Origin of the sequence: Cognatilysobacter xinjiangensis (genome assembly GCF_014651995.1) — a bacterium.
Taxonomy (GTDB): domain Bacteria; phylum Pseudomonadota; class Gammaproteobacteria; order Xanthomonadales; family Xanthomonadaceae; genus Cognatilysobacter; species Cognatilysobacter xinjiangensis.
In genome coordinates this window covers 64,460-81,895 of record NZ_BMXY01000001.1, presented here as the reverse complement: position 1 = coordinate 81,895, position 17,436 = coordinate 64,460, and the positions used below count along the sequence as shown (strand labels likewise).

General features: G+C 70.4%; 12 protein-coding genes and 1 pseudogene. 6 read left to right on the top strand and 7 right to left on the bottom strand.

Going from position 1 to position 17,436, the window contains the following annotated elements; genetic code table 11:
• Window positions 1–101 precede the first annotated feature (101 nt).
• Window positions 102–2,900 (top strand): autotransporter outer membrane beta-barrel domain-containing protein, encoded by a 2,799-nt coding sequence (locus IE066_RS00370; protein WP_189446360.1) that lies wholly within the window; start codon window positions 102–104, stop codon window positions 2,898–2,900.
• Window positions 2,901–2,981: 81 nt separating this feature from the next.
• Here IE066_RS00370 and clpB read toward each other — a convergent pair whose 3' ends face one another.
• Window positions 2,982–5,567, bottom strand: a complete 2,586-nt coding sequence (gene clpB / locus IE066_RS00365; protein ID WP_189446359.1) for an ATP-dependent chaperone ClpB — start codon at window positions 5,565–5,567, stop codon at window positions 2,982–2,984.
• Between the two features lie 143 nt (window positions 5,568–5,710).
• On the opposite strand from clpB, the gene otsB reads away from it, so the two are divergent.
• The 4 genes and pseudogenes from otsB to IE066_RS00345 all read left to right on the top strand — a co-directional run bounded on the left by otsB (window position 5,711) and on the right by IE066_RS00345 (window position 10,969).
• Window positions 5,711–6,481, top strand: coding sequence for a trehalose-phosphatase (gene otsB / locus IE066_RS00360; protein ID WP_189446358.1), 771 nt, complete (start codon window positions 5,711–5,713; stop codon window positions 6,479–6,481).
• Window positions 6,478–8,250 (top strand): glycoside hydrolase family 15 protein, encoded by a 1,773-nt coding sequence (locus IE066_RS00355; protein WP_189446357.1) that lies wholly within the window; start codon window positions 6,478–6,480, stop codon window positions 8,248–8,250. The genes otsB and IE066_RS00355 overlap by 4 nt, the downstream gene beginning before the upstream one ends.
• 81 nt (window positions 8,251–8,331) lie before the next feature.
• Window positions 8,332–9,693: pseudogene (gene otsA, locus IE066_RS00350) on the top strand (alpha,alpha-trehalose-phosphate synthase (UDP-forming)); the annotation flags it as partial.
• A 166-nt stretch (window positions 9,694–9,859) separates the two neighbouring features.
• The gene (locus tag IE066_RS00345) at window positions 9,860–10,969 is read left to right on the top strand and encodes a saccharopine dehydrogenase family protein (RefSeq protein WP_189446355.1); all 1,110 of its coding nucleotides are present in this window, start codon (window positions 9,860–9,862) and stop codon (window positions 10,967–10,969) included.
• On the opposite strand, the gene IE066_RS00340 is transcribed toward IE066_RS00345, so the two are convergent.
• The 4 genes from IE066_RS00340 to rluD are packed head-to-tail and all read right to left on the bottom strand — an operon-like array spanning window position 10,966 to window position 13,613.
• On the bottom strand, window positions 10,966–11,370 hold the full coding sequence (locus tag IE066_RS00340) for a thiol-disulfide oxidoreductase DCC family protein (RefSeq protein WP_189446354.1): 405 nt from the start codon (window positions 11,368–11,370) through the stop codon (window positions 10,966–10,968). The two genes, IE066_RS00345 and IE066_RS00340, sit on opposite strands and share 4 nt — an antisense overlap.
• Window positions 11,360–11,887, bottom strand: coding sequence for a DUF4166 domain-containing protein (locus IE066_RS00335; protein ID WP_229790609.1), 528 nt, complete (start codon window positions 11,885–11,887; stop codon window positions 11,360–11,362). Before IE066_RS00335 ends, IE066_RS00340 begins: the two co-directional genes overlap by 11 nt.
• Window positions 11,884–12,645 carry a peptidoglycan editing factor PgeF gene (gene pgeF, locus IE066_RS00330; protein ID WP_189446352.1) on the bottom strand — a complete coding sequence of 254 codons (762 nt, stop codon included), beginning with the start codon at window positions 12,643–12,645 and terminating at the stop codon, window positions 11,884–11,886. Before pgeF ends, IE066_RS00335 begins: the two co-directional genes overlap by 4 nt.
• The gene (rluD, locus tag IE066_RS00325) at window positions 12,642–13,613 is read right to left on the bottom strand and encodes a 23S rRNA pseudouridine(1911/1915/1917) synthase RluD (protein WP_189446351.1); all 972 of its coding nucleotides are present in this window, start codon (window positions 13,611–13,613) and stop codon (window positions 12,642–12,644) included. The genes pgeF and rluD overlap by 4 nt, the downstream gene beginning before the upstream one ends.
• A gap of 133 nt (window positions 13,614–13,746) precedes the next feature.
• Here rluD and IE066_RS00320 point away from each other — a divergent pair, with 133 nt between their 5' ends.
• A complete protein-coding gene (locus IE066_RS00320) occupies window positions 13,747–14,589 on the top strand; it encodes an outer membrane protein assembly factor BamD (RefSeq protein WP_229790608.1) in 843 nt (280 codons plus the stop codon).
• 66 nt (window positions 14,590–14,655) lie between these two features.
• Here IE066_RS00320 and IE066_RS00315 read toward each other — a convergent pair whose 3' ends face one another.
• A complete protein-coding gene (locus tag IE066_RS00315; protein ID WP_189446349.1) occupies window positions 14,656–16,281 on the bottom strand; it encodes an NAD+ synthase in 1,626 nt (541 codons plus the stop codon).
• Between the two features lie 128 nt (window positions 16,282–16,409).
• Window positions 16,410–17,285, bottom strand: a complete 876-nt coding sequence (gene sucD / locus IE066_RS00310; RefSeq protein ID WP_189446348.1) for a succinate--CoA ligase subunit alpha — start codon at window positions 17,283–17,285, stop codon at window positions 16,410–16,412.
• Between the last annotated feature and the right edge of the window lie 151 nt (window positions 17,286–17,436).

Genomic DNA, 17,436 nt, shown 5'->3' with positions numbered 1-17,436 from the left:
TTCACGACGGCACAGGACGTGCGCTCTTCATCGCCCACGACGCGAGCCCCTTGCGAGGCGTGGATCCGCACGCGGATCCGAAACCTTCCAAGGAGCTTTGAATGACCGTCCGTACTCCGGGCCGTCGGGCCATGAAGGCCCGTTGCCCGTTCCGCCCGACCGCCCTCGCCGTCGCGCTCGCGCTCGCCGGCGCCGCCTCGCCCGCCTTCGCACTGGGCTGCAAGCTCGACCGCGACGGCGACAGCGTGGTGCTGTCGCGCAATCCGCTCGAGCTTCCCGGCAACTACTCGTACTACGGCTTCGGCAGCAATCGCGTGGACGTGCCCTACGAAGCGACCGGGCTCGACCGTCTCGAGGTTCGCAACTGCCTGGTCGACGGGATCCTCCACGACGCGCTGGTCACCGACCGGCCGATCGAGCTCGTCTACGATAACGGCGACGTGCGTGGCGACGGCAAGAACTCCGCGGCCTGGAACACCACGATCGACCTGCACAACCGCACCGTGGTTCATGGCGCCGGCACGGGCCGCAACCGTTTCGTCATCAGTGCCGGTGGCTTCTGGTCCTTCCTCGGCCCGAGCGGTCCGGTGCCGCTGGACGTGGTCTTCGACGGCGGCAAGTTCGGCGGCGGCGGGCTCGGGCGTTTCGTTTTCGACCCCGCCGGCGTCATCCGCGACGACACGCTGACCGTCAACGGCGGCGTCATCGCGGATCCGGTGTACCTGGGCGGCGGCAACGACCGCATCGACATCCGCGGCGGCGACAGCAGCGAGCGAGGCACGATCTACGGCGACGGCGGCCACTATGCGGCGGCCGACCTCAATGCCTTCGGCAACCGATTCGACGACACGTTCACCCTCACCGGTGGCCGCATCGACACGCTGCACGGCGACAGCGGCGACGGCGAGGCGGTGCGCGATGCGACGGGCCGGTACACGCAGGACGGCAGCCCCGCGGGCAACGACCATTTCCTGCTGGACGGCGGCTGGGTACGCGACCTGATGGGCGACGACGGCGACGACCATCTCGACCTGCGCGGCACGTCCTCGCTGTACGAGTTCCGCGGTGGTTTCGGCAGCGACACCGTGGACGTCGCAGCGGGCGCCTCGCTCGACCACGTCTACGCCTTCGAAGGCGACTCCGGCAGCGGGACCGCGCTCGACATCCACCAGTCACGCAACACGGACGTCGACGTGATCCGCTTCCACGGGCAGGTCTTCGAGATCGCGTCCGACCACGACCACGGCTGCGCGAGCGGCAACAACTGCAGCAAGCACGTCGACGTGCACGGATTCGAGCGCATCGAGCTGCTCGACGGCGCCCGCGCGAGCCTCTACGCCGCCATCCCGGGTCTCGGTGGCCGGGTGCTCGGCGACGGCACGCAGGTGGCCGGTCATTCGCTGCTGATCGATGCGAGCAGCTCGCTGGCCACGCGCAACAACGGCCTGTCCGGCTCGACCCTCCATCTCTCGGTGGTCAACAACGGCACCATCGACCTCGGGCAGGACGCGGCGGGCGACACGCTCGACGTCAGCGGCGACTGGAGCGGCGGCGGCCGCGTACTGATGAGCACGGTGTTCGCCGGCGACACGTCGGCGAGCGATCGCCTGCGCATCTACGGCAACGCCAGCGGGCGCACGATCCTCGACATCGCGCAGGCCGCGGGCAGCGTCGGCGCGCAGACGGTCGACGGCATCCTCGTCGTCGACATGCGCGGCACGTCCACCGCCGACGCCTTCGTGCTGGCGGCGCCGATCACGACCGCCAATGGCCTGTGGCAATACCGGCTGGAGAAGGCATCCACCGGTATCAACGCCGGCAGGTTCGTGCTGACCTCCGCGGTACCTGCGAAGGACCCGCCGACCACGCCACCCACCACGCCGCCGCCGACCACGCCGCCGGGCGGCACCCCGCCGCCCGACGCGACGCCACCGCCGTCGGACGGCAATGCACGACTGCTCGCGCCGACCGTTGCGACCGTCGCCGGCACCGGCACGGCCGCACAGGCGTTGATCGTCGACGGCATCGCCGATGCCGATGCACGCGCCACCGCGCTGCGTGACCGGACGGGCGCTGGCCACGGCGATGCACCGATCTGGCTGCGGGCGCGAGGCGATCGCCTGCGCGCGCACGGCGAACGCTTCGGCGAGGACATGCGCCGCATGTCGCTGCAGGCCGGCATCGACCTCCAGCAGGACGACGACGTGACGCGTGGCGTGATGGTGCGTGTAGCGCATGCCGACGGCGACATCGAGGACCGCCTGCGCCCCACGCTGGGCGGCTTCGCGACCGCGCTCTCGCCCGATGTCGGCGACGTGCGCCTGCGCGCCTACACGCTCGGCGGCTACCAAACGCTGCGGTTCGCGCGGGGCCTGTCGTTCGACGTTACCGCCGAGGCCGGCCGCCTGCAGGCGCGCATGTCGCCCGAGAACGCGCTGCGCGTCGACACCGACGGCTGGGCCGCGGCGCTGTCGACCACGCTGGCGGGTACGTTCGGTGCCGGCGACTGGACCTGGCAGCCGCAGGCGCAGCTCATCGCCGCGCACACGAGTCTCGATGGCCTGGACGGCAGCGTCATTAGCGACCGCCTCACGCAGAACGCGCTGCGCGGCCGCGTCGGCCTGCGCCTTTCGAGTCGCGGCGATGCGACGACGCGTGTCTACGGCGTCGCCAACCTGTGGCGCGACCTGCGCGATGCGAACGATGTCGTATTCCACGGCGGCAGCGACTCGACGTCGGTGCAGGCCGGCAGCGCGCGCAGCTGGGTGGAAGTCGGCGTCGGCCTGGCCGGCGGTCGCGGCGACGGCGCGTGGTTCGTCGACCTGCGCAGCGAACGCGGCATCGGCGCCGGCGGCCGCGAGGCGATGGCGGCGCAGGCGGGCATCAACCTGCGCTGGTGATCGTCGGGTTGAAAAACGAACGGGCGGCTCTCGGGCCGCCCGTTTTCATCGCGCCTGACGACGCGGAGCCGCAGGGACGCCTCAGGCCCTGTCGAACGCCAGATGCCCGCCCTCGGTGCGCACCCGCACGGTGTCGCCCTGCGCGAACTCGCCCGACAGGATGCGCTGCGCCAGCGGGTTCTCCAGCTGCTGCTGGATCGCGCGCTTGAGCGGGCGCGCGCCGTAGACGGGATCGAAGCCGACGTTGCCGAGCAGCGTGAGCGCCTCGTCGGTGAGGTCGAGCTTCAGGCCGCGCTCGGCGAGCCGCTTCTCCAGTCCGCGCAGCTGGATCTTCGCGATCTCGCGGATCTGCGCCTTGTCCAGCGGGTGGAAGACCACGATGTCGTCAAGCCGGTTGATGAACTCCGGCCGGAAGTGCGACTGCACGACGCCCATCACCGCGGCTTTCATCTGCAGGTAGGCCTGCGGCGAATCGTCGCCGGCCATTTCCTGGATCTGGTGCGAGCCGAGGTTGGAGGTCATCACGATGACCGTATTGCGGAAATCCACCGTGCGGCCCTGGCCATCGGTGAGGCGGCCGTCGTCGAGCACCTGCAGCAGGATGTTGAACACGTCCGGATGCGCCTTCTCGACCTCGTCGAGCAGGATCACGCTGTACGGGCGGCGCCGCACCGCCTCGGTGAGATAGCCACCTTCCTCGTAGCCGACGTAGCCCGGGGGCGCGCCGACCAGGCGGCTCACCGCGTGCTTCTCCATGAACTCGCTCATGTCGATGCGCACCATCGCATCGGTGCTGTCAAACAGGAACTCGGCCAGCGCCTTGCACAGCTCGGTCTTGCCGACGCCCGTCGGGCCGAGGAAGAGGAACGAGCCCGACGGACGATTGGGATCGCTCAGGCCTGCCCGCGAACGGCGCACGGCATCGGACACGACCTTGATCGCCTCCTCCTGCCCGACCACGCGTGTGTGCAGCTGGTCTTCCATCTTCAGCAGCTTCTCGCGCTCGCCCTCGAGCATCTTGCTGACGGGGATACCGGTCCAGCGCGAGACGACCTCGGCGATCTCCTCGGCGGTCACCTTGTCCTGCAGCAGCGTGAAGCCCTTCGTTTCCGCTTCCTGCGCGGCGGCGAGCTGCTTCTCCAGTTCCGGGATGCGCCCGTACTGGATCTCGGACATCCGCGCATAGTCCTGCTTGCGCTGCGCGGCCTCCAGCTCCAGCCGCGCCGCCTCGATCTGCTCCTTGATCTTCGTGGCGCCCTGCACGCTGGCCTTCTCGGCCTTCCAGACTTCCTCGAGGTCGTTGAACTCGCGCTCGAGCGTGGCGATGTCCGCTTCCAGATCCGCGAGCCGTTGCTTCGACGCCTCGTCCTTCTCCTTCTTCAGCGCCTCGCGCTGGATCTTGAGCTGGATCAGGCGACGCTCGCGGCGGTCCAGTTCTTCCGGCTTGGAGTCGATCTCCATGCGGATCCGCGACGCCGCCTCGTCCATCAGGTCGATGGCCTTGTCGGGCAGCTGGCGGTCGGCGATGTAGCGGTGCGACAACGTCGCCGCGGCAACGATCGCCGGGTCGGTGATCTCCACGCCGTGGTGCACCGCGTAGCGCTCCTTCAGGCCGCGCAGGATCGCGATGGTGTCCTCGACGCTGGGCTCGCCCACGAACACCTTCTGGAAGCGACGCTCCAGCGCGGCGTCCTTCTCGACGTACTTGCGGTACTCGTCGAGCGTGGTCGCGCCGATGCAGTGCAGCTCGCCGCGCGCCAGCGCGGGCTTGAGCATGTTGCCCGCATCCATCGCGCCCTCGGCCTTGCCGGCGCCGACCATCGTGTGCAGCTCGTCGATGAACAGGATGATCTGGCCTTCGTTCTTGGCGAGGTCGTTGAGCACCGCCTTGAGGCGCTCCTCGAACTCGCCGCGGTACTTCGCACCGGCGATCAGGGCGCCCATGTCGAGGCTCAGCACGCGCTTGCCGCGCAGGCCTTCGGGCACCTCGCCGTTGACGATGCGCTGCGCGAGGCCTTCGACGATCGCCGTCTTGCCCACGCCCGGCTCGCCGATCAGCACCGGGTTGTTCTTGGTGCGACGCTGCAGCACCTGGATCGTGCGGCGGATCTCCTCGTCGCGGCCGACCACCGGATCGAGCTTGCCGCTCTCGGCGCGCGCGGTGAGGTCGACGGTGTACTTCTCGAGGGCCTGGCGCGCGTCCTCGGCGTTCTCGTCCTGCACCTTTTCGCCGCCCCGCAGCTTGTCGACGGCGGCTTCGAGCTTGTCCTTCGTCGCGCCGGTGGCCTTCAACGCGCGACCCAGGTCGCCGCCGTCCTCCAGCGCGGCGAGCACGAACAGCTCGCTGGCGATGAAGGAATCGCCGCGTTGCGACGCCAGCTTGTCGGTCACGTTGAGCAGGCGCGAGAGATCGTTGCCGACCGAGATGTTGCCGGCCTGGCCGGTCACCTTCGGCAACTTCTCCAGCGCCTCCCCGAGCCGCTCGCGCAGCGCGGCCACGTTGACGCCCGCCTGCGCCAGCAGCGGGCGCGTGCTGCCGCCCTGCTGGTCGAGCAGCGCGGTCATCAGGTGCGCGGGTTCCAGCACGGCATGGTCGCGCGCGACCGCGAGCGACTGCGCGTCGCCCAGCGCCTGCTGGAAGCGGGAAGTCAGCTTGTCCATCCGCATGGCGGGGTCCTCGTCGGATAAGGGCGGCGTGGGCCGCGATGCCCGATAGATGCGGCCTATGCGCATCCATTCAAGCGCCGTCCGGCGCCCCGAGCGGCCGCTGTCCACCTCGCGCTTACGAACCGGCAGCGAGAATGCCGCGGATGAGTGCGACCGCCCCGTTGGCCCTGCCGCCCCCGCCGCCCGTCCAGTCCGACTGGGCGCTTTTCCTCGACGTCGACGGTTGCCTGCTCGACTTCGCCGACGCCCCCGAGGCCGTCGTGGTACCCGAGGGGCTTGCCGACGCGCTGGCGCGCCTGTCGCGCGCGCTCGGAGGCGCGCTGGCCTTCGTCAGCGGGCGGCGCATCGTCCAGCTCGACGCGCTGTTCGCGCCGCTGCGCTTCCCGAGCGCGGGCCTGCACGGGCTCGAGTTGCGCGAAGCCGCCGACCTGGCGCACGTACCCGACGCGGCGCCCGAAGCGCTGCGGCAGGCGCGCGATGCCGCCGAGCGCATCGCCGCCGGCTATCCCGGCGCGCGCGTCGAGGACAAGGGCATCGCGATCGCGCTGCACTGGCGCGCCGCACCGGCGGCCCGCGCATCACTGGAGGCCACGGCAGCCGCGGCCCTCGCGCAGCTGCCCGGCTATCGCCTGCAGTACGGCAACTGCGTGGTCGAGCTGCGTCCCGCGCATGCCGACAAGGGCCAGGCCGTGCAGCGCCTGATGGGCGCCACGCCGTTCGCCGGCCGACTGCCCGTCTACGCGGGCGACGACCTCACCGACGAGGATGCCTTCGCTGCAACCAACGCGCTGGGCGGCGTGTCGGTACGCATCGGCCACCGCGAGCCGACATACGCCACGCACACGCTCGCCGATACCGCAGCGCTGCGTGCATGGCTGTCGGAGGCCGCGGCACGCCTCGGGGCACGCGCATGAGCTCGCTCGAACTCGGCCTGATCGGCAACTGCGGCATCGGCGCGCTGGTGGACCGGCGCGGCCGCATCGTCTGGGGCTGCGTGCCGGCCTTCGACGGCGACCCCGCCTTCTGCGCCCTGCTCTCGCCCGCCATCGATGGTGGCGACTTCACGATCGAGCTCGCCGACTGCGTCGCCACCGAGCAGCACTACCTCGAGAACACCGCGGTCCTGCGCACCGTGCTGCGCGACTCGAAGGGCGGCGCGATCGAGATCGTCGACTTCGCACCGCGGTGGAAACAGTACGACCGTTTCTACCGCCCGATCATGATGATCCGTAGCGTGCGACCGCTCGCCGGCGAGCCGCGCATCCGCATCCGCCTGCGCCCGCTGGCCGACTACGGCGCGCGCGTGCCGGAGATCACCTGGGGCAGCAACCACCTGCGCTACGTGCTGGGCGACTTCACCCTGCGCCTGAATACCGACGCGCCGATCCGCATGGTGCGCGAGGAAGTGCCGTTCCTGCTGGACCGCGAGCTGCATTTCATCCTCGGCCCGGACGAGACTTTCACCCGCTCGGTCGGGGACTACGCACGCGAGTCGCTCGAGAAGACCATCGACTACTGGCGTTCCTGGGTCCGTGCGCTGTCAATCCCGCTGGAATGGCAGGACGCGGTGATCCGCAGCGCGATCACCCTCAAGCTGTGCCAGTACGACGAGACCGGCGCGATCGTCGCCGCGATGACGACGTCGATTCCCGAGGCCGCGCACACGCAGCGCAACTGGGACTACCGCTACTGCTGGCTGCGCGATGCCGCCTTCGTCGTGCGCGCGCTGAACCGCCTCGGCGCCACGCGCACGATGGAGGAATACCTGCGCTACGTGTCCAACCTCATTCCCGAGGACGGCCACCTGCAGCCGCTGTACGGAATCGGGTTGGAGCGCGAGCTTCACGAAAGCGAAGTCCCGTCGCTCGGCGGCTACCGCGGCATGGGCCCGGTGCGCCGCGGCAACCTCGCCTGGGTGCAGCCGCAGCACGATGTGTACGGCAGCGTGGTACTGGCGTCCACGCAGCTGTTCTTCGATCGCCGCCTGAACCTGCCGAGCGGCATCGCGCATTTCCAGCGCCTGGAACGGCTGGGAGAGCGCGCGCATGCGTTGTTCGAGCAGCCCGATGCGGGGCTGTGGGAGTTCCGCGGCCGTGTCGAGGTCCATACCTACTCGGCCGTGATGTGCTGGGCCGCCTGCGACCGCCTGGCGAAGATCGCCGTGCAGCTGCAGCTGGTCGAGCGCGGCCGCCTCTGGCGCGAGCGCGCCGATCGCCTGCATGCGCGCATCAGCGAACTCGCGTTCGACGCCAACCGCGGCAGCTTCGTGGAGGGCACGCAGAGCGGCCGCATGGACGCGGTGCTGCTGCTGCTCGCCGACCTCGGCTTCGTACGCGCGGACGATCCGCGCTTCGCCGCGACGGTCGACGCGGTCGGCCGCGAGCTGGCGCGCGGCGACGGCATGCTGCGCTACGTCGCACCCGACGACTTCGGCGTGCCCGAGACCAGCTTCACCATCTGCACCTTCTGGTACATCGACGCATTGGCCGCGGTCGGCCGCGTCGACGAGGCGCGCGAGCTGTTCGAGCGCGTGCTCGCGCGCCGCAACCACCTGGGCCTGCTGTCGGAGGACATGTCGCTCGAGGGCAGCGAGATGTGGGGCAATTTCCCGCAGACGTATTCGCACGTGGGCCTCATCAATGCGGCGATGCGGCTGTCGCGCCCGTGGCAGGACGCGATCTGAGGCCCGTCACGCGAGGAAAATGCTTCGCGCGGCAGACTACGGCCGGTTGAAGGTCCGTGGGGACGGATCGCGAGGAGTGGCATGGGTCGTCTTGTCGTCGTATCGAACCGCGTCGCGTTGCCCGATGAATCCCGGGCCGGCGGCCTGGCGATCGCGCTGCTGGATTCGCTGCGCGAAGAGGGCGGGCTGTGGTTCGGCTGGAGCGGCAAGATCGATCCGGACGCCTCCGGCCGCCTGCACGAGCAGCAGGACGGCAACATCCGCTTCGTCACCATGGACCTGTCGGCGCAGGACCACGAGGACTACTACAACGGCTTCGCCAACCGCACGCTGTGGCCGCTGCTGCACTTCCGCATGGACCTCGTGGACTACAACCGCGAGACCTACGAGGGCTACCAGTGCGTCAACGCGCTGTTCGCCGGCAAGCTCGCGCCGCTGCTTCAGCCCGACGACATCGTCTGGATCCACGACTACCACCTGATCCCGCTGGCCAAGCTGCTGCGCGAGCGCGGTGTGCGCTGCCGCATGGGCTTCTTCCTGCACGTGCCGATGCCGTCGTCGGACCTGCTGGCCGCGCTCCCGAGCCACCAGCGCCTGTTCGAGGGCCTGTCGTCCTACGACCTCGTGGGCTTCCAGACCGAGCGCGACCTGGAGCGCTTCCAGGATTACGTGCGCCTGTTCGGCCGCGGCCGCGTACTCGATCGCGGCGTGCTGGAAGCGCCGAACGGCCGGCGCTTCCACGCGGGCGCGTTCCCGATCGGCATCGACACCGCACGCATCGCCGAACTCGCCGCCGATGCGGTGACCAAGTCGGGCGTCGAACGCCTCGCCGAGAGCATGTCGGGCCGCGCGCTCGCGATCGGCGTGGACCGCCTCGACTATTCCAAGGGCCTGCCCGAGCGCTTCAAGGGTTTCGCCAACTACCTTCAGCGCTATCCGCAGCAACGCGGGCAGCTCACCTTCCTGCAGATCGCGCCGGTCTCGCGTGGCGACGTCACCGAGTACCAGCAGCTGCGCGAAGAACTCGAGCGCCTCGCCGGCCACATCAACGGCCGTTACGCCGAGCCCGACTGGACGCCCGTCCGTTACGTCAACCGCAACTATCCGCATGCCACGCTCACCGGCTTCTACCGCATGGCGCGGGTCGGCCTGGTCACGCCGCTGCGCGACGGCATGAACCTGGTCGCGAAGGAGTACGTGGCGGCGCAGAACCCGGACGATCCCGGCGTGCTGCTGATCTCCCCCTTCGCCGGCGCCGCGCGCGAGCTCGATGGCGCACTGCTGGTGAACCCCTACGACCTGGACGGCGCCGGCGACGCGATCGCGCAGGCGATGACCATGCCGGTGGAAGAGCGTCGCGAGCGCTGGAAGAGCATGTTCGACCACCTCTCCACGCACGACATCACGTACTGGCGCCGCAGCTATCTCAAGGCGCTGCGCGAGGCGGACCTGGCCGCGGACGGGGCGGGCGCGGATCGTCTCGATGCGGTCGCCGGCAACGGCAATGGCGCCACGCGCGCGCCCTTGCGCGAGCGTCGTTCCGGCATCGAGCGTCGCCATCCGCCATCGGCGATTCCACCGCCGGGTTGAGCGCGGCTAGGCTGGGCGCATGCCCCGCTCCCGCATCCTGCTCATCGGCGCCTACGGCCAGTTCGGCCGGCGCATCGCAGTCGAACTCGCCCGCGACGATGTCGACCTCGTTCTCGCGGGGCGGCGCCTCGACCGCGCGCAGGCGCTTGCCGCATCGCTTGCGGGTGACGCGAGGCTCGAAACGGCCCGCATCGATGTCGAGGACGGGTCGCTCGCGAGCGACGTAGCCGCGCTCGCGCCTACGCTCGTCATCCATACCGCGGGCCCGTTCCAGCAGCGCGACTACCGCGTCGCCGAAGCGGCGATGGAGGCCGGCGCCGACTACGTCGACCTTGCCGACGGGCGCGAGTTCGTCGCGGGCGTCGCCAGGCTGGACGCGCAGGCACGAGCCCGCGGCGTGCGGCTGGTCAGCGGGGCCAGCAGCGTCCCGGGCCTGTCGGGCGCGGTGGTCGCTGCGCATGCCTCGCGTTTCGCGGAGCTGCATTCGGTGGAGTCGGCGATCAGCCCCGGCAACCGCACCGAGCGTGGACTCGCCACCACGCGCGCGATCCTCGGCTACGTCGGCCGCCCATTCCCGGCGCTGGTCGATGGCCGTCGCAGGGACGTGCATGGCTGGCAGTCGTTGCGCCGCATCCGCCATCCCGCCGTCGGCACGCGCTGGGTGGCCCGCTGCGACGTGCCGGACCTCGACCTGCTGCCGCACCGGTATCCGTCGCTGCGGCACTGCGACTTCCGCGCGGGGCTCGAGCTGCGCCGCATGCATTTCGGCCTCTGGCTCGGCTCATGGGCGGTGCGCACAGGCCTCGTCCGCGACCTGTCGCGCCATGCGAAGCCGCTGCTGCACATGAGCGAGTACTGGCTCGATGCAGGCAGCGATACCGGCGTCATGACCGTCGACCTCGCGGGCACCGGGCTCGATGGCGCGCCGCTGCGACTGCGATGGAGCGTGGTCGCGCGCGAAGGCAGCGGGCCGCAGATCCCCGCGACGGCCGCGGTGGTGCTTGCACGCCGATGGCGCATCGAACGGCCCGCCGCCGGCGCAGGCCCGTGTCTCGATCTGTTCCGGCTCGACGATTTCATGGCCGCGCTCGCCGGCTATCCGATCGACGCAGCGACGCTCGTCGTCTAGAGAAACCGCGCGCGCTCCGACGGCGGCGGCAGCACGCAGGCGTCGCGCCGGCCGAACCAGCGGTAACGGTTGCGCGCCAGATGACGGTACGCGGCGTCGCGCAGCCGCGGTGGCGTCAGGCGAAGTGCGAACGCTGCGATCGACCACGGCAGGCCGAGCGCGGCGAGCACGCCCGCGATCGCCTGCGTATCGGTCGACGCGGCGTCGCCATCGACCAGCAGGAACGATGCCGGGTCGTCCGGATCCAGCCCATGCGCGGAAAGCAGCGCGCGGCCGGTCTCGCTCTGCATGGCGGCGAAGCGGAAGCGTCGGCGACGGTCGTGCCGCAGCAGGAAGCGCACCCACCCATTGCAGAGCACGCACACGCCGTCGAAGACCACGATGGGGCCTTCAGTCGACATCGAGCCAACCCGTGTAGTGCACGAGCAGGCCCGCAAAGGGCAGCGTCGCACGCACGTCGAAGCGATAGCGGCCGTCTCGCTCGGACTCGATCGCCTCGACGCCTTCGAACCAGCCACGCGGCAGCGGCAGGCCGAAGACGTGCACGGCCGCGACCGACCAGCGCAGTTGGCCCGCGTCGACGTGCAGGTCGAAGTCGAACGTGACCAGCCCGAGCCGCTCGCGCAATCGTCCCGCATGCGCGCGAAGCCGGGACGGCATCGCATGGCCGGCGACGTGGCGGATCCAGCGCTCGCCGTGCCGATCGGCGTCGATGTCGACGTGGATGGGACCGGCGCCCGCCGGCGGCAGGCGCGTCGCCCAGGCACACAGCCGCGACAACGGCGACGCGCCGCGGCGTACCTCGACCTCGCCGACGTAGCGGCGTCGCCCGTCGCGCGCGTGCAACATGGCCACGCGCTGCGGCAGTCGCCGGTACGCGTCGCCGAGCAGGTGCCCGTAGAGCGTCGCCGGTATCAAGGGTCGATCCACACCAGCGAAGCGATGCGCCCGGAGCGTCCGTCGCGGCGATGCGAGAAGAAGCGCGCCGGATCGCCGATGGTGCACAGCCCGCCGCCGTGGATGTCGGCCGCGCGCAGGCCCGCGCGTTCCAGACGGCGGCGCGCGAGCGCATACAGGTCGACGCGCCAGTGGTGCGGGCGCGTCGACACGAACGCGCTGCCGCAGGGCCAGTCGTCGGCGACGAAGGCGTCGTAGACCTCGACGCCGACTTCGTAATTGTCCGGGCCGGCGGCCGGGCCGAGCCAGGCGATGACCTCGTCGGCCGGCGTGCGCATGGCGGCGACGGTGGCCTCGAGCATGCCCGCCGCCAGCCCGCGCCAGCCCGCGTGCGCCGCGGCGACCTCCGAGCCGTCGCGCGCGGCGAACAGCACCGGCAGGCAGTCGGCGGTGAGGATGGCGAGCGCCACCCCGCGATCGGACGTCACCGACGCATCGGCCTCCGGTTCCGGCGCGATGCCATCGTCGATGCCGAAGCGGATCACGCGCGTGCCATGCACCTGCCTGAGCCAGCGCGCCGGCGACGGAAGCGCGAGCCGCTCGGCCAGCTCGGCGCGGTTGGCCTCGACGGTCGCCGCATCGTCGCCGTCGGCGGCGAAGCGGTTGCCGAGGTTGAAGCTGTCGAACGGCGGCCGCGAGCGACCCGCGCCATGGCGCAGCGTGGTCAGCCCGTGCACGCCCGGCGGTGCGGGCCAGTCGGCCTGCAGGAACGGGCTCACCGGCCGCGTTCCTCGTGCTCGCGAAGATCGGTGCGCAGCGCGTCGACCAGCGCACGCAGGTCGGCCGGCACCGGCGCCGTGCAGCGCACCGGCTCGCCGCTGACGGGATGCACGAATTCCAGTGTCTCGGCGTGCAGCGCCTGGCGCTTGAAGCCGCGCAGCATCGCCACGGTTTCCTCCGACGCGCCGCGCGGCAGCTTCAGCGGCCCGCCGTAGAGCGGATCGCCGACGATCGGGTGCTTGAGGTGCGCCATGTGCACGCGGATCTGGTGCGTGCGGCCCGTTTCCAGCCGGCATTCGAGCAGCGTGTGCGCGCGGAAGCGCTCGCGCAGGCGGAAATGCGTGACGGCCTCCTTGCCGTCCTCGCGCACGGCCATGCGCAGGCGGTCGCGCGGGTGTCGGTCGATCGGCGCGTTCGCGGTCCCGCCCGACACCAGCGCACCCACCACGACGGCGAGGTACTGGCGATGCACCTGCCGTGCCGACAGCTGGTCGACCAGCGCGGTATGCGCCTGCAGCGTGCGCGCGACCACCATGACGCCAGAGGTGTCCTTGTCGAGCCGATGCACGATGCCGGCGCGCGGCAGCGCCGACAGCGAGGGGTCGCGGTGCAGCAGCGCGTTGACCAGCGTGCCGGCCGGATTGCCCGCGCCGGGATGGACGACGAGCCCGGCGGGCTTGTCGATCACGATGACGTCGGCGTCCTCGTAGAGCACGTCGAGCGCGATGTCCTCGGCCGGGGCGTCGGTGGCGATGCCGATCTCGGCCTCGACCGTGACGAGCTCGCCGCCGCGGACGGGGTCGCGCGGTCGGGCCTCGCGGCCGTCCAGCCGCGCCTGCCCGGCCTTGATCCAGCCGGCCAGGCGCGAGCGGGAGTGCTCGGGGAAGAGTTCGGCGATGACGGCGTCGAAGCGACGCCCGGCGCAGGTGTCCGGAACGCGCGCTTCCAGAAGGATGGTGTCGGGCATCGGAAAGGGCCTCGTGGCAGGGTCCACCAGCGCGGGCCGGTTAAGACAGGGCTGCTATTATCCGGCGTTCCTGTCTCCCGATCCGGCCCGCGTCGATCCCATGAGCCAAAGCTCCGCTTTCCGCCCGTCGTCCATGTCCGTCCTCCGCGGCGCGGCGGTCGCTGTCCTCGCGGTCTCGCTCCTCGCCGCGAGCGGCTGCGCGCGTTTCCGCGACCGCAAGGACGACGCCAACGAGGGCCAGCCCGTCGAGACGCTGTACGAGAAGGGTCACAAGTCGATGACCAACGGCAACTGGTCCAGCGCCGAGCAGACCTACCGCCGCCTCGTCGCCCAGTATCCGTACGGCCCGTACACCGAGCAGGCGCTGATCGAGACCGCCTACGCGCAGTACAAGTCGGGCAAGCACGAGGACGCGGTCAGCAGCATCGACCGCTTCATCCGCACCTACCCGACCCACCGCAACATCGCCTACCTCTATTACCTGCGCGGCCTGGTCAATTCGACCCGCGACACGGTGTTCCTGCAGCGCGTCTGGCACCTCGACCCGGCCCGCCGCGACCTCGCCACGCCGATGCAGGCCTACAACGACTTCTCGATCGTCGCCGAGCGCTACGGCAACAGCCGCTACGCCGCCGACGCGCGCGAGCGCATGGCGCAGCTGCGCGACGTGTTCGCCCGCTACGAGATGGACACCTCGCTGTACTACCTGCGCCGCGGCGCGTACGTGGCGGCCGTCGACCGCGCGAAGTACACGCTGGAGAACTATCCGCAGTCGCGCTACCAGAACGACGCGATCGCCGCGATGGCCGCCGGCTACAGCGAGCTGGGCAATACCGCGCTCGCCAACGACGCGCGCGCCGAGCTGCAGAAGGCCGACCCGAACCATCCGTACCTCAAGGGCGACTGGCCGGACTATCCGGGCCACCTGCGCCGCCTGAACCCGTTCGGCGGCGACGCTTCCGCGCTCCGCGACTGAGCCCGGAGCGCACCTACGAAAACGCCGCCTCCGGGCGGCGTTTTCGTGTGCGGCGGGGCCAACGGATCAGCGGTAGCGGTTGCTGATCGGGTAGCGGCGCTCGCGGCCGAATGCGCGGCGCGTGAGCTTCGGCCCAGGTGCGGCCTGATGGCGCTTCCATTCGGAGGTGCGCACAAGCTTCAGCACGCGGTCGACGAGGCCCGCATCGAAGCCTGCGGCCACGATCTCCTCGCGCGACTGCTCGCCGTCCACGTAGCGCTGCAGGATCGCGTCCAGCACGTCGTAGGGCGGCAGCGAGTCCTGGTCGGTCTGGTTCTCGCGCAGCTCGGCCGAGGGCGGGCGGTCGATCACCATCTGCGGGATCACCGCGTCGCCCACCGTGTTGCGCCATCGCGCGAGGCGGAACACGTCGGTCTTGTAGACATCCTTGATCGGCGCGTAGCCGCCGGCCATGTCGCCGTAGATGGTCGCGTAGCCCACGGCGTACTCGCTCTTGTTGCCAGTGGTGAGCAGCAGTCCGCCGAACTTGTTCGACAGCGCCATCAGCATCGCGCCGCGGATGCGCGATTGCAGGTTCTCCTCGGTGGTATCGACCGCGCGGCCCTCGAAGGTCTCCGCGAGCGTGTCGAGGAAGCCTTCGAACGGCTTGGCGATCGGCAGCGTCAGCAGGCGCACACCCTGGCGCTCGCACTGCTCGGCGGCGAGGTCGTTGGACATGTCGGCCGTGTAGCGCGACGGCAGCCGCACGGCGGTCACGTTCTCCGCGCCCAGGGCGTCCACCGCGATGGCCAGCACCAGCGCCGAATCGATGCCGCCCGACAGGCCGAGCCAGACCTTCTCGAAGCCGTTCTTGCGGCAGTAGTCGCGCGTGCCGCGCACGATGCCGCGCCAGGCCAGCGCCTCGCGGCTCTCGTCGCCGTCCTCGGTCCACTGCATCGCCGCGAAACGACGCGTGCCGGCGTCGAAGTCGACGACCAGCCATTCCTCGCTGAAGGCCGCGGCGGCGGGATGCACGTAACCGTCGCCGTCGGCCACGATCGAGGCGCCGTCGAACAGCACATGGTCCTGCCCGCCGACCACGTTGACGTAGGCGATTCCCGCGCCCGTGGCCTTGGCGCGCTCGGCCAGCACCGCGTCGCGCGCGGCATGCTTGTCGTGCTCGAACGGCGAGGCGTTCGGTACGACCAGCAGCTCCGCGCCCGCCGCGACCGTCGACGCGGCCGGCTCGGCGAACCAGAGGTCCTCGCAGATCACCAGGCCCACCTGCACGCCGTCGACCTCGAATACGCAGTCGCCGCCGTCGGGGTCGACGGAGAAATAGCGGCGCTCGTCGAACACCGCGTAGTTGGGCAGCTCGCGCTTGCGGTAGGTGTGCTCGATGCGGCCGTCGCGCAGCACGCTGGCGGCGTTGTAGACCACCGGGCCCGCGGTCTCCGGCCAGCCGACGACGGCGGTGATGCCGGTCGTGGAGGCGGCGATGCGCTGCAGCGCGTGCTCGCAGTCGGCGAGGAAGCTCGGGCGTAGCAGCAGGTCCTCGGGCGAATAGCCGCTGAGCGCGAGTTCCGGGAAGACCACCAGCCCGGCGCCGAACTCGTCGCGCGCGGTGGCGATCATCGCCTCGATCATCGATGCGTTGCCGGCGACGTCGCCGACGGGGAAGTCGAACTGCGCGAGTGCGATTCGCAGGGCCATGGCCGCTCCTGTGCAGACCCCGCGATTCTACGCGGGCGCCGCGGCGCACCTGTCGACACGCGATGCCACGCACGCCCACGAACGAAAAAGGCCGCCCGGAGGCGGCCTTTTTCCCGTACTGGACCGGATCAGCCGGCCAGGCGCTTGGCGATCGCCGCGCCGAGGTCGCCCGGCGACTTCACCGTGGTGACGCCCGCCTTCTCCAGCGCCGCGAACTTGCCTTCGGCCGTGCCCGAGCCGCCCGAGGCGATCGCGCCCGCGTGGCCCATGCGCTTGCCCTTCGGCGCCGACGCGCCGGCGATGAAGCCCACGACCGGCTTGGTCACGTACTGCGAGATGAACTCGGCGGCTTCCTCTTCGGCGCTGCCGCCGATCTCGCCGACCATGATGATGCCTTCGGTCTGCGGATCGTCCTGGAACCACTTCAGCGCGTCGATGAAGTTGGTGCCGTTGATCGGGTCGCCGCCGATGCCGATGCAGGTCGACTGGCCGAGGCCGACGTCGGTCGTCTGCTTCACCGCTTCATAGGTGAGCGTGCCCGAGCGCGACACGATGCCGATCTTGCCCGGCATGTGGATGTGGCCCGGCATGATGCCGATCTTGCACTCGCCCGGCGTGATCACGCCCGGGCAGTTCGGGCCGACGAGCACCGTCTCCGGATAGCCGTTCAGCACGTTCTTCGCGCGCAGCATGTCGAGCACCGGGATGCCCTCGGTGATGCAGACGATCACGCGGATGCCCGCGGCCGCGGCTTCCATGATCGCGTCGGCCGCGAACGGCGGCGGCACGTAGATGACGGACGCATCGGCGCCGGTGGCGGCGACGGCTTCTTCCATCGTGTTGAACACCGGCAGGCCGAGGTGCGTCGTGCCGCCCTTGCCCGGGGTGACGCCGCCCACGACCTTCGTGCCGTAGTCGAGCATCTGCTGCGCGTGGAAGGTGCCCTGCGAGCCGGTGAAGCCCTGCACGAGCACCTTGGTGTCCTTGTTGATCAGAACGGACATGTCTTGGAGTCCTTCGGAATTCGTAGTCGTTCGGCTCCGGATGCATCGGACAAAGGTGGATCGCCCTTGTCCGTCAGGAGTTGCTTCCACAACCCTGGCCCGTCGCTTCGCTCGGGGCCGCCCCCTTGGCTCAAGGGGGCTCTGAAAAGCA

Bases quoted from the DNA above. Each gene is read 5' to 3' on its own strand.
- IE066_RS00370 (WP_189446360.1), top strand. From the start codon at position 102: ATGACCGTCCGTACTCCGGGCCGTCGGGCCATGAAGGCCCGTTGCCCG.
- clpB (WP_189446359.1), bottom strand. From the start codon at position 5,567: ATGCGGATGGACAAGCTGACTTCCCGCTTCCAGCAGGCGCTGGGCGAC.
- otsB (WP_189446358.1), top strand. From the start codon at position 5,711: ATGAGTGCGACCGCCCCGTTGGCCCTGCCGCCCCCGCCGCCCGTCCAG.
- IE066_RS00355 (WP_189446357.1), top strand. From the start codon at position 6,478: ATGAGCTCGCTCGAACTCGGCCTGATCGGCAACTGCGGCATCGGCGCG.
- IE066_RS00345 (WP_189446355.1), top strand. From the start codon at position 9,860: ATGCCCCGCTCCCGCATCCTGCTCATCGGCGCCTACGGCCAGTTCGGC.
- IE066_RS00340 (WP_189446354.1), bottom strand. From the start codon at position 11,370: ATGTCGACTGAAGGCCCCATCGTGGTCTTCGACGGCGTGTGCGTGCTC.
- rluD (WP_189446351.1), bottom strand. From the start codon at position 13,613: ATGCCCGACACCATCCTTCTGGAAGCGCGCGTTCCGGACACCTGCGCC.
- IE066_RS00320 (WP_229790608.1), top strand. From the start codon at position 13,747: ATGTCCGTCCTCCGCGGCGCGGCGGTCGCTGTCCTCGCGGTCTCGCTC.
- IE066_RS00315 (WP_189446349.1), bottom strand. From the start codon at position 16,281: ATGGCCCTGCGAATCGCACTCGCGCAGTTCGACTTCCCCGTCGGCGAC.
- sucD (WP_189446348.1), bottom strand. From the start codon at position 17,285: ATGTCCGTTCTGATCAACAAGGACACCAAGGTGCTCGTGCAGGGCTTC.